This window comes from Frigoribacterium sp. ME-P-080, from assembly GCF_030209595.1.
Classification (GTDB): domain Bacteria; phylum Actinomycetota; class Actinomycetes; order Actinomycetales; family Microbacteriaceae; genus Frigoribacterium.
This window is the reverse complement of the sequence record NZ_JARVRR010000003.1, coordinates 65,177-76,789: the sequence shown is the minus strand read 5'-3', so window position 1 is coordinate 76,789 and position 11,613 is coordinate 65,177. Positions and strand designations below refer to the sequence as shown.

Below are 11,613 nucleotides of genomic sequence, written 5' to 3'. Positions count from 1 at the left end.
CGGGGTCGAGACGCGAGGGGCGGGCGCTGCCGTGACGCGCCTCCTGGGCGAGGTCGAACGGTTCGCCGACCACCTGCACGACGGCCGGGGGCTCAGCGACCACACGGTGCGGTCGTACGCGGCCGACCTCGACTCCCTCGTCGCCTTCGCCGAGAACCGGCTCGGTCGCCCGGGTGAGGTGGGCGACCTCGACCTCGACCTGCTTCGCGACTGGCTCTGGCAGGGCACGCAGGCCGGGCTCGCCCGGGCCACCCTCGCCCGGCGGTCGGCGAGCGTCCGGGCCTTCACCCGGTGGCTCGACGAGACCGACCGCACACCGGTCGACGTCGGTGCCCGACTGCGTGCGCCGAAGCCCGAGAGTCGCCTGCCGCGCGTCCTCACGCGCGAGCAGGTCGACGGCCTGTTGGCGTCCCTCGCCGTCCGGGCGGACACGGGCGACCCCGGGGCACGCCGGGACCTCGCGGTCGTCGAACTGCTCTACGGCGCGGGCCTGCGCGTGTCGGAGCTCGTCGGGGCGGACCTCGGCGACGTGGACCTCGAACGGCTGACCGTGCGGGTGACCGGCAAGGGGGCGAAGCAGCGCGTCGTGCCGTTCGGGGTGCCGGCGGCCGAGGCCCTGGGGCGGTACGTCGACCTCGCCCGCCCGACGCTCGTCACCCCGGTCACGGACGCCGCCTTCTTCGTGGCGTCGACCGGGGGGCGGCTCGGCACGAGGGCCGTCTACCGACTGGTCGCCGGGCTGCTCGCCGACCTCCCGGGCGGCGGGCCGGCGGGGCCGCACGCGTTGAGGCACACGGCCGCCACCCATCTGCTCGACGGAGGGGCCGACCTCAGGGCCGTCCAGGAGCTGCTCGGTCATGCGAGCCTCGGCACCACGCAGATATACACGCACGTCTCGACCGATCGCCTGCGCGACAGCTACCGATCGGCACACCCGCGCGCCTGACGGCGCTCCACCCGACGACGCCCACGACGCCCGAGGACCCTCCGAGCACCCGACCGTCCTGCGGTCGTCGGCCCGGCCGGTGCCGGCCGGTGCTCAGCGGGGCCGTGTCGGCAGCAGCACCGACGGCTCGATCCCGCCCAGGAACAGGAGGGGCGAGACGTACTCGCCGTCGATCCGCGCCCCCAGGTGCAGGCACGGTCGGTCGGGGCAATGCCCTCGCTCGAGCACACCGACGGTCTGCCCCCGCGTGACGGCGTCGCCCTTCGAGACACCGGCCACCACCGGTTCGAAGCTGCTCAACACCCCACCCGGGTGGGCGATCGACAGCACCGGCCGGTCCACCACGACCCCGGCGAAGTGCACGACGCCGTCGTCCGGGGCCGTCACGACCGAGCCCTCGACCGTCCCGACGTCGAGGCCGCGGTGCCCCGGCGACCACGGGTTCGGCGGCCCGACGAAGGGCCGGACCACCGGATGGGGCGAGGTGACCGGCCAGGCCCACACCGCGCCTCCTGCGCTCGCTGCCCGGGGGTTCGCTGTCCGGGGGTTCGCGACCGCGGGCGTGACCGAGAGCGACCCGGCGAGGACCGTGACGAGGGCCGCCGTCGTGAGGGTGACGAGAAGCCGCGTCGTCGGCCGCAGGTGAGAGCGCATACCGGCACCTTGCCGGTTGCGCAAGCTTTCTCGGCGAGGCGTAAGGTTCACCCGTGCACGAACACCCCGTGCACATCGTTTGTGGGGGAGTCGTGGCCACGAGCCCTGCTCCTCGAGCCGTGAAGGAGTACAGGTGTCGAACACCACTGCAACGACGAAGAGCTTGAACAGGCGGGTGACCGCGCTGGCCGTGGCGGCGGCCATCGGCGGGTTCCTGTTCGGTTTCGACTCGTCCGTCATCAACGGCGCGGTCCAGTCGATCACCGACGAGTTCGGTCTCACCGAGTTCGCCTCGGGCTTCGCGGTCGCCTCGGCCCTGATCGGTTGTGCCATCGGTGCCTACGTCGCCGGCCGCCTCGCCGACAAGATGGGTCGCATCAAGGTGATGCTGATCGGTGCCGGTCTGTTCCTGATCAGCTCGATCGGTGCGGCCGCGGCCTTCGCCGTCTGGGACCTCGTCCTCTGGCGCGTCATCGGCGGCCTCGGCATCGGCATCGCGTCGGTCATCGCGCCCGCCTACATCAGCGAGGTGTCGCCCAAGGCGATCCGCGGTCGCCTGGCGTCGTTCCAGCAACTCGCCATCACCCTCGGCATCTTCGCCGCCCTGCTGTCGGACCAGCTCTTCGCGGTCACGGCGGGTGGCGCATCCGAGCCGTCGCTCTTCGGCCTCGCCGCGTGGCGCTGGATGTTCCTGGTGGGAATCGTCCCGTCGGTCGTCTACGGCATCCTGGCCTGGCGTCTGCCCGAGTCGCCGCGGTACCTCGCCGGTGACGGACGCGAGGCCGAGGCCAAGAAGGTCCTCCAGACGATCGTCCCGGCCGAGACCGTCGAGACGAGCCTCAAGGAGATCACGGACTCGATCCGCACCGAGGCAGAGCTCGAGAAGAAATCGTCGATCCGCGGCACCCGCTTCGGCCTCCAGCCCATCGTCTGGGTCGGGATCATCCTCGCCGTGCTGCAGCAGTTCGTCGGCATCAACGTGATCTTCTACTACTCGACCACCCTCTGGCAGGCCGTCGGCTTCCAGGAAGAGGACTCGTTCCTCATCTCGACCATCACCGCGGTCGTCAACGTCGCGGTCACGTTCATCGCGATCGGGCTCGTCGACAAGGTCGGCCGTCGGCCCATGTTGCTCACCGGCTCCATCGGCATGTTCGTCAGCCTCGCCGTCACCGCCCTGGCCTTCAGCCAGGCGACCACCTCGGCGAGCGGCGACCCGTCGCTGCCCGGCGCCTGGGGCCCCGTGGCCCTCGTCGCGGCCAACCTCTTCGTCGTGTCGTTCGGTGCCACGTGGGGCCCGCTCATGTGGGTGCTGCTCGGCGAGATGTTCCCCAACAGCATCCGTGCCACGGCACTCGGCGTGGGCAGCATGGCCAACTGGATCGCCAACTTCATCGTGACGGTGTCCTTCCCCACCCTCGCCGCCCTCAGCCTCACGCTGTCGTACGGCATCTTCGCGTTCTTCGCGCTCGTGTCGTTCTTCTTCGTGCTGGCGAAGATCCCCGAGACGAAGGGGCGCTCGCTCGAGGAGATGGGCACCTCGGCCGTCCAGGCCGATGCGGGGCGGTCGGCGAAGGCCTGAGCCCGACACGATCCACGAACGTCCCGTCCAGATCCTGGGCGGGACGTTCGTGTACGTCGGGGTCCCCGCCCGGGGTCGACCTCCACCTCACCGGGCTCGTGGTGGTGCTAACATGAGCGATGCAGCCTGCTCAGCAGGCTGACTTCGCGTGCCCTGTGCGTCCTCGGACGCACCGACGTCGAGGCGACCTGGTCGCCTCGCGCCGCTCCCGGCCTCCACGTCCATTCGGTCCGAACCGCCTCAGGGTGGGCTCGGCGGACGTGTGCCCGGGCACCAGGCAGTGGCGACCGACCGGTCGCCCGACAACCGACAAGCAGGCACACCCGCGGGTGTGCCCAGGAACAAGGAGAACGACCATGGCCGTCGTCACCATCCGCCAGCTGCTCGACAGCGGCGTCCACTTCGGACACCAGACCCGTCGCTGGAACCCGAAGGTGAAGCGCTTCATCCTCGCCGAGCGCTCGGGCATCCACATCATCGACCTGCAGCAGTCGCTCGGCTACATCGACAAGGCGTACGACTTCGTCAAGGAGACCGTCGCACACGGTGGCACCATCCTCTTCGTCGGCACGAAGAAGCAGGCCCAGGGCTCCATCGCCGAGCAGGCGAACCGCGTCGGCCAGCCCTTCGTCAACCAGCGTTGGCTCGGTGGCCTCCTGACCAACTTCCAGACGGTCTCCAAGCGCCTCGCCCGCATGAAAGAGCTCGAGGACATCGACTTCGACGACACCACGCAGGGCTTCACCAAGAAAGAACTGCTGATCAAGAAGCGTGAGCTCGACAAGCTCCACAAGACGCTCGGTGGAATCCGCAACCTCACCAAGACGCCGTCCGCCCTCTGGGTCGTCGACACCAAGAAAGAGCACCTCGCGATCGACGAGGCCAAGAAGCTGGGCATCCCGGTCATCGGCATCCTCGACACGAACTGCGACCCCGACGAGATCAACTTCCCGATCCCGGGCAACGACGACGCCATCCGTTCCGTCGGCCTGCTGACGCGCATCGTCGCCGACGCTGCCGCCGAGGGTCTGGTGCAGCGTCACCAGAAGCCCGAGGACGCCGACCAGCCCGTCGAGCCCATGGCCGAATGGGAGGCCGAGCTGCTCGCGCAGGGCGAGGCCAAGGCCGCCGACGCCGCCGCCGAGGCACCTGCTGCCGAGGCCCCCGTCGCCGAGGCCCCCGTCGAGGAGAACGACGCCGACGCACAGGTCGCCGCGAAGCCCCTGGGCGAGCCGGTCGTCGAGCCCGTCGCCGAGGCCACCGCGGCCGAGCCGGCCGACGCCGACTCGAAGTAGTCCTCTCCTTCACCCTTCCGACTCCACGAAAGGAAGTCAGACACATGGCCAACTACACCATCGCTGACGTCAAGATCCTCCGTGACCGCCTCGGCGCGGGCATGGTCGACAGCAAGAACGCCCTCGAAGAAGCCGACGGCGACATCGAGAAGGCCGTCGAGATCCTCCGCGTCAAGGGACTGAAGGGCGTCGCCAAGCGCGAGGGCCGTCAGACCACCGCGGGTCTCGTCGCCGCCAAGCCCGGCTCGGGCTACGCCACGCTGATCGAGCTCGCCAGCGAGACCGACTTCGTCGCGAAGAACGAGAAGTTCGTCGCCCTGGCCGACCAGGTCCTCGAGGCGGTGCACGCGGGCGGAGCCTCCAGTGCCGCCGAGGGCAACGCCGCCGCGATCGGCGGCCAGACCGTCGAGGCCTTCGTCAACGACGAGGCCGCGCTCATGGGCGAGAAGGTCGAGCTGCGCACCGTCAACCGCATCGAGGGCGAGCAGTTCGCCATCTACCTGCACAAGACCTCGAAGGACCTGCCCCCGCAGGTCGGCGTGGTCGTGGGCTACACGGGTGACGACGCCGAGACCGCCCGGTCGATCGCTCAGCACATCGCCTTCGCCGCGCCGACGTACCTGTCGCGCGACGACGTGCCGAGCGAGCAGGTCGACAAGGAGCGAGCCATCGTCGAGGAGACCGCGAAGAACGAGGGCAAGCCGGAAGCGGCCCTGCCCAAGATCATCGAGGGACGCCTCACCGGCTTCTTCAAGGAGATCGCCCTGCTCGACCAGGCCTACGCGAAGGACAACAAGTTGTCCGTCGCGAAGGTGGTCGCCGAGGCCGGACTGACGATCACGGGCTTCGCCCGCATCAAGGTCGGCGCCTAGACAGCACCATGACGGGGTCCGAGACGAACGTGTCTCGGACCCCGTTCCCATGCCCGGCCGAGGTGACGACGTCGGGTGCATCATCGGCGACGGACGGCGACCAGCCCGAACTCGCTAACCTGGCTACGGCCACGACGAGACGGAGACTCGCATGACATCGGAAACCACCGGACGACGACGCGTCCTGCTGAAGCTCTCGGGTGAGGCCTTCGGCGGCGGCCAGCTCGGCGTGAACCCCGACGTGGTCGGCTCCATCGCCCGTGAGATCGCCGACGCCGCGACCGACGTCGAGATCGCCATCGTGGTCGGTGGCGGCAACTTCTTCCGCGGTGCCGAACTCAGTCAGCGCGGCATGGACCGGGGCCGGGCCGACTACATGGGCATGCTGGGCACCGTCATGAACGCCCTCGCCCTCCAGGACTTCCTCGAGCAGGCCGGCGCTGCCACCCGCGTCCAGTCCGCCATCGCGATGACCCAGGTCGCCGAGCCGTACATCCCCCGTCGCGCCGAGCGGCACCTCGAGAAGGGGCGCGTCGTCATCTTCGGTGCCGGCGCCGGCCTGCCGTACTTCTCGACCGACACCGTCTCGGCCCAGCGAGCCCTCGAGATCGGGGCCTCCGAGGTGCTCGTCGCCAAGAACGGCGTGGACGGCGTCTACTCGGCCGACCCCCGACACGACCCGTCGGCGGTCAAGCTCGACCAGCTCACGTACCAAGAGGCGCTGATGCAGGGGCTCAAGGTCGTCGACTCGACCGCCTTCAGTCTCTGCATGGACAACGGCATGCCCATGCACGTGTTCGGCATGGAAGGCGAGGGCAACATCGCCCGCGCCATCCGCGGCGAACGCATCGGAACAATCGTCAGCAACTAGACGACTAAACTCGACCGCGAACCGAACAAGGAGCACCAGTGGCGATCAACGACGTACTCACCGAGACGCGCGAGAAGATGGACAAGGCGCTCGACGCCGCCAAGAACGACTTCGGGACGGTGCGCACCGGCCGCATCAACCCCGCTCTGTTCCAGAAGATCCCGATCGACTACTACGGGACCCCGACCCCGCTGGCCCAGCTCGCCTCGCTGCAGGTGCCCGAGGCGCGCACCATGATCGTCACCCCCTACGACAAGACGGCCCTCAAAGAGATCGAGAAGGCCATCGCGACCTTCCCGAACCTCGGGGCCAACCCGACGAACGACGGCACGATCGTCCGCGTCACGATCCCTGAGCTGACGCAAGAGCGTCGCAAGGAGTTCGTCAAGCTCGTGCGCAGCAAGGGCGAGGACGCCAAGGTGCAGGTGCGCAACGTCCGTCGCAAGTCGAAAGAGGCGCTCGACGCCCAGAAGACCGAGGTCGGCGACGACGAGGTCGCTCGTGCCGAGAAGGAGCTCGAGTCGATCACCAAGGGGTACATCGACTCCATCGACGACGCGTTGAAGAAGAAAGAAGCGGAGCTGCTCGAGGTCTGATGAGACAGCGACCCGACGGCGCCGGCCCCGACGACTCGTCACCGGCTCAGAAGAGCACTCTCGGTAGTCGCCGGGCCGACTTCGACGCTCGAGCGCAAGCTGCCCGCCATGACATCGAGAACCAACTGCGGGCAGGCAAGGCGCGCCTCGACTCGCGCAACGAGAAGTTGACGGCGCGCACCGGTCGCAACCTGCCGGCCGCCATCGCCGTGGGTGTCCTGCTCGGGGCCGCGGTCTTGTTGAGCCTGATCTTCGTCAAGGCGTTCTTCATCATCGTGGCGGCGGCCCTGATCGGTTCGTTGTGCTTCGAACTCGCCAGTGCCCTGCGCTTCGCCGGGCGCGACGTGCCCCGCCTCCCGAGCGTCCTCGCCGGCGTGGCCGTGGTCCCCGCGGCCTTCTACGGCGGAGCCGGCGGCCAGTGGGCCGCTCTGGTGGGCGGCATCGTCGTCGTCTCCGTGTGGCGCCTCGTCGAGACGGCCCGTCCTTCGCATCGAGCCGGCGCCTCCGCGCTGGGTCGTGATCTCGGTGCCGGTGCGTTCGTCCAGATCTACTGCTCGTTCCTCGGCAGCTTCATGGCCCTCATGGCTGCTCGACCCGACGGCCAGTGGTGGACCCTGTCGGCTCTCATCGTCGTGATCGCGGTCGACACCGGTGCCTATGCGACCGGCCTGAACTTCGGCAAGCACCCGATGGCGCCCCGCATCAGTCCCAAGAAGACCTGGGAGGGCTTCGCCGGTTCGGTGGCCGCCAGCCTCATCGCGGCCGTGCTGTTGTCGGTCCTCCTGCTCGACGAGCCGTGGTGGTTCGGTCTCGTCTTCGGTGGCGTCATCATCGTGACCGCCACCATCGGCGATCTGTCCGAATCCCTCATCAAGCGCGACCTGGGCATCAAAGACATCAGCACCTGGCTTCCCGGCCACGGCGGGTTCCTCGACCGGCTCGACAGCACGTTGCCCTCGGCCGCCGCGGCCTACGCCCTGTACCTCCTCTTCGCGTGACGCCCGTCCGCCGGTACTGACCGGCCGCGCGTCCAGCGGCTTGCCATCGGCCCATGCGGCATGATGGTGGCCGTGAGCAGCACATTCCCGATCGTTCCCAAGGGCAAGCGGGGTTACGACGTCGACGAGGTCGACGCGTTCCTGGTCGAGGCCCGGAAGGCCTACGCCGGCGAGACCGGCCTCGGCATCGACTCCGCCCGCATCCGACGCACGGCCTTCGGGTTGACCAAGAACGGGTACTCGACGGCACACGTCGATGCCGCGCTCGAACGTCTCGAGGACGCCTTCGCCAGTCGGGAGCGTGAACGGGCCGTCTCGTCGGGCGCCGAGTCGACCTGGTTCTCGACCGCGCGGTCCGGGGCGGAAGACATCGTGGCCCGTCTCGAGCGACCGCAGGGCCACCGCTTCGACCGGGTGGGCATCCTCACGACCGGCTACCACCCGCGAGACGTCGACCGCCTCACCCGGCGGCTGCACGGCTACTTCACCGACGGCCGTCCCCTCAGCATCGACGACGTCCGGGCGTCGGTCTTCCGGGCGAAGCGCGGCGGTTACCGCGAGAGCCAGGTCGACCTGGTGCTCGACACGGTGGTCGACGTCATGCTCGCCGTCCGCTGACGGTCACGGCCGGGCCTCTCCTCTTCCCCCGAGCCTCCGACACGCTGTCGGGTCGTCCCTGGCCCTCCGGCGTCCCATCGGTTACCCTGGACGGACTCATGGGCAGGCACGCAGCGAATCCGACCCCCGGTCCCTCTCGACGAGAGCACCCGGCCGCGGTCGAACGACCCTCGACCCGCCGGCGCGTCCGCGTGCCGGCCTCGCAGAGCGTCGTGCGACGCCCCGCAGCCGGCTCCCTCGAGTTCACCGGTCCCGTCCGCGATGCCGTACCGGCCGCTCGTCGAATCGGATTCCCTCGACGGGTGGCCCTTCCCCTCGTCGGTTTCTGTGCGTCGTTCGCCTTCGTGTCGGCCTCGCTCGTCAACCCCTTGGCCGGTGCCGAGGCCGCGACGAGCGTTCCGGGCGCTGCGTCGGTGCTGACGGCCCCCGGTCAGACCCTCACGGTCGCCGGTGCCGCCGTGACCGTCGCCGACCGGGACGCCTACGGCGTGACCGAGTACGTGCCGCCGCCGCCCCCGCCCGTCGTGGTGGCCGAGACCGAGAAGCCCGAGGCCCCGTCGGGGGCGACGTCCGGCTCTGCCAAGAAGTCGTCGTCTGCTCCCGTGGCGGGTACCCCTGACCCGGGCAGCGCCAAGGCCGTCGCCGCCGAACTCGTGGCCGCTCGCGGCTGGGGTTCCGACCAGTACGACTGCCTGGTGTCGTTGTGGCAGAAAGAGTCGAGCTGGAACGTCTACGCGTCCAACCGGTCGAGTGGTGCCTACGGCATTCCCCAGGCCCTGCCGGGTAGCAAGATGGGCTCCGTCGGTGCCGACTGGCAGACCAACCCCGCCACGCAGATCACGTGGGGGCTGAACTACATCGGCGGCCGCTACGGCAACCCCTGCGGTGCCTGGGCTCATTCCGTCGCCAACAACTGGTACTGATCCGTCGCACGGCCCTCGACCTCGGGGGCCGTTGCTACGCTGGTCGTCATGCCCCGCAGCAACCGCTCCCGTCGCTCGCGCGACCGGCGTGACGCCGACGAGGCCTACGACGTCACCCGAGCGTCGTTCGGCGGCTTGACGGTCGAGACAAAGCACGGGCGTTCGTTCAACGTCCAGTCGGTCTCGGCGACGTCGGCCGTCAAAGAGTACGTCTGCCCCGGCTGCTCCTTGGGCATCGCTCCCGCGACGCCGCACGTCGTGGCCTGGCGTGCCGACGGGCTGTTCGGTGCCGAGGACGACCTGGCGGCCCGCCGCCATTGGCATACCCACTGCTGGAGGATCTCGTGACGACCCCCGACGCCGACGCTCTCGAGATCCGTGGGGGCGTCCTGCTGCCCGCGCGCCGCGAGGACGTCGAACTGCACACCGGCGACGGGCTGACCCTGGTGGGCGAGCTGAGCCTCCCGGCGGACCGCGAGCCCGTCGGCACGATCGTCGCGTTGCACCCTCTGCCCACCGCTGGCGGGTTCATGGACTCCCACGTCATCAGGAAAGCCGCGGCCCGTCTTCCGGCCCTGGCCGACCTCGCCGTGCTCAGGTTCAACTTCCGCGGGGTGTCGTCTCCGCGAGGTCGGTCCGAGGGCGAGTTCGGCGAGGGGGTGGCCGAAGCGGCCGACCTCGCCGCCGCCGTGGCATTCGTGGGCGATCGCGGTCTGCCCACCCCGTGGTTGGTGGGTTGGTCGTTCGGCACCGAGGTCGCCCTGAAGCACGGCCTCGACGTCGAGGTGGCGGGCGTCGTGCTGCTGTCCCCACCATTGCACCGCACGTCCGACGCCGAACTCGGCGCGTGGCACGACTCCGGGCGGCCCGTGGTGGCCGTCGTGCCCGAGTTCGACGACTACCTGCGTCCCGACGAGGCGCGACGTCGCTTCGCCCTCGTTCCCGAGGCCGAGGTGGTCGCCGTCGAGGGAGGCAAGCACCTCTGGGTCGGCGAGAAGCAGACCAGTCGCGTGCTGACCGAGATCGTCCGTCGGGTCGCGCCCGGTGCCCTGCCGCTGCCGTCCACCTGGCCGCCCCGCGCCTCCTGACGGTGCCTCCGCCGGACGGCGGACTGGCCACCACGCCGGGCTCGGAGCGACCGGGGCGTGGCGCGTCTCAGAGCTGGTTCTGGCGTGGCACGTAGACCTCGCGGATGATCAGCAGGATCGACGCGGCGACGGGGATGGCGATGAGTGCGCCGAGCACTCCCAGCAGGGTGCCACCGACGAGGGCCGCGATGACGACGATCACGCCCGGGACGCGGACCGCCCGCCGCATGATGCGCGGGCTCAGCAGGTAGGCCTCGACCTGCATGTAGACCAGGTAGTAGATGGCTGTCGTCACCCAGGTGGCCGGTGACTGGGGCAACAGCGCGATCTGTGCCAGCACGATGATCGCCGAACCGCTGATGGTGCCGACGAGGGGGATGATCGACCCCAGGAACGCGATGAACGCGAAGACGGCCGGCTGTTGGGCTCCGATGATGGTGAGGAACACGAAGCTCAGGATGCCGTTGAGCGCCGCGAGCGTGAACTGGCCGATGACGTACCGACCCACCGATTGGCTGATCTGTTCGGAGATGTCGACGAACGTGGCCCGCTTCGAGGCCGGGACCAGCTGGTAGAGCGCGCGCTTGACGCTGTTGATCGACGAGGTGAAGTAGATCGTCAGGATGACCACGACGACCGTGCCGAAGAGGCCGTTGCCGATCGCGACGCCGACGGCGAGGACCCCGCCGCCGATCGTGACGACGTTGTCGGGGTTGGTCAGGAAGTCGACGATGGAGTCGAGCGCGTCCTGCACGTCGAAGACGTTCTGGGGGACGAGTTCTTGCAGGTTGTCGACGAACTGCTGGGTGGTGACGCTCTGCAGGTACGACGTCAGCGCCTGGATGAGGCTCGTGGTCTGCTGCACGATGACGGGCACGATCGCGAAGACGACGCCCACGAAGGCGCCCACCACGGCCACGAGGACGATCACGATGGCGATACCCCGGGGCACCCGGCGCTTCTCGAGCCACGAGACGACCGGGTCGAGCCCCAGCGAGATGAACAAGGCCGCGCCCACGTAGGTCAGGATCGTCGAGAGCTGCCCGACGGCGCCCCCGATGACGAGGGCGACGAGCACTCCCAGCCCCGCGAGCAGACCGATGCGGAACGGGTTGTGGATCTTCACGGGCGGGCTCCTGTCGACGGCACGGGCCGGTCGAGGTCACGGCG

At 69.4% G+C, this 11,613-nt stretch carries 13 protein-coding genes; 11 read left to right on the top strand and 2 right to left on the bottom strand.

Annotation, left to right across the window (positions count from 1 at the left end):
- Positions 1–31 precede the first annotated feature (31 nt).
- On the top strand, positions 32–946 hold the full coding sequence (locus QRN23_RS05560) for a tyrosine recombinase XerC (RefSeq protein WP_123570345.1): 915 nt from the start codon (positions 32–34) through the stop codon (positions 944–946).
- Positions 947–1,039: 93 nt separating this feature from the next.
- Here the strand turns inward: QRN23_RS05560 and QRN23_RS05555 are convergent, their stop codons facing one another.
- Positions 1,040–1,600: a murein hydrolase activator EnvC family protein gene (locus tag QRN23_RS05555; RefSeq protein ID WP_285062829.1), complete on the bottom strand. Its 561-nt coding sequence runs from the start codon at positions 1,598–1,600 to the stop codon at positions 1,040–1,042.
- A 133-nt stretch (positions 1,601–1,733) separates the two neighbouring features.
- Here QRN23_RS05555 and QRN23_RS05550 point away from each other — a divergent pair, with 133 nt between their 5' ends.
- The 10 genes from QRN23_RS05550 to QRN23_RS05505 all read left to right on the top strand — a co-directional run bounded on the left by QRN23_RS05550 (position 1,734) and on the right by QRN23_RS05505 (position 10,443).
- Positions 1,734–3,182: a sugar porter family MFS transporter gene (locus tag QRN23_RS05550; protein WP_056046168.1), complete on the top strand. Its 1,449-nt coding sequence runs from the start codon at positions 1,734–1,736 to the stop codon at positions 3,180–3,182.
- Between the two features lie 356 nt (positions 3,183–3,538).
- Positions 3,539–4,477, top strand: a complete 939-nt coding sequence (gene rpsB / locus QRN23_RS05545) for a 30S ribosomal protein S2 (protein WP_285062828.1) — start codon at positions 3,539–3,541, stop codon at positions 4,475–4,477.
- 44 nt (positions 4,478–4,521) lie between these two features.
- Complete coding sequence (gene tsf / locus QRN23_RS05540; protein ID WP_285062827.1) at positions 4,522–5,349, top strand: translation elongation factor Ts; 828 nt, start codon at positions 4,522–4,524, stop codon at positions 5,347–5,349.
- Positions 5,350–5,500: 151 nt separating this feature from the next.
- A complete protein-coding gene (gene pyrH, locus QRN23_RS05535; protein WP_056046162.1) occupies positions 5,501–6,220 on the top strand; it encodes a UMP kinase in 720 nt (239 codons plus the stop codon).
- A 77-nt stretch (positions 6,221–6,297) separates the two neighbouring features.
- Positions 6,298–6,816, top strand: a complete 519-nt coding sequence (frr, locus tag QRN23_RS05530) for a ribosome recycling factor (RefSeq protein ID WP_054145670.1) — start codon at positions 6,298–6,300, stop codon at positions 6,814–6,816.
- Positions 6,816–7,814 carry a phosphatidate cytidylyltransferase gene (locus tag QRN23_RS05525; RefSeq protein WP_173151078.1) on the top strand — a complete coding sequence of 333 codons (999 nt, stop codon included), beginning with the start codon at positions 6,816–6,818 and terminating at the stop codon, positions 7,812–7,814. Before frr ends, QRN23_RS05525 begins: the two co-directional genes overlap by 1 nt.
- Positions 7,815–7,877: 63 nt before the next feature.
- The gene (locus tag QRN23_RS05520) at positions 7,878–8,432 is read left to right on the top strand and encodes a DivIVA domain-containing protein (protein WP_056047652.1); all 555 of its coding nucleotides are present in this window, start codon (positions 7,878–7,880) and stop codon (positions 8,430–8,432) included.
- Positions 8,433–8,734: 302 nt separating this feature from the next.
- The gene (locus QRN23_RS05515; RefSeq protein WP_285062826.1) at positions 8,735–9,355 is read left to right on the top strand and encodes an aggregation-promoting factor C-terminal-like domain-containing protein; all 621 of its coding nucleotides are present in this window, start codon (positions 8,735–8,737) and stop codon (positions 9,353–9,355) included.
- Between the two features lie 48 nt (positions 9,356–9,403).
- The gene (locus tag QRN23_RS05510) at positions 9,404–9,703 is read left to right on the top strand and encodes an Rv1322 family protein (protein ID WP_056046157.1); all 300 of its coding nucleotides are present in this window, start codon (positions 9,404–9,406) and stop codon (positions 9,701–9,703) included.
- Entirely contained in the window at positions 9,700–10,443 is a 744-nt protein-coding gene (locus tag QRN23_RS05505) for an alpha/beta hydrolase (protein WP_277958979.1), read from the top strand. Before QRN23_RS05510 ends, QRN23_RS05505 begins: the two co-directional genes overlap by 4 nt.
- 67 nt (positions 10,444–10,510) lie before the next feature.
- Here QRN23_RS05505 and QRN23_RS05500 read toward each other — a convergent pair whose 3' ends face one another.
- Positions 10,511–11,569, bottom strand: coding sequence for an AI-2E family transporter (locus tag QRN23_RS05500; protein WP_285062825.1), 1,059 nt, complete (start codon positions 11,567–11,569; stop codon positions 10,511–10,513).
- Positions 11,570–11,613: the final 44 nt, after the last annotated feature.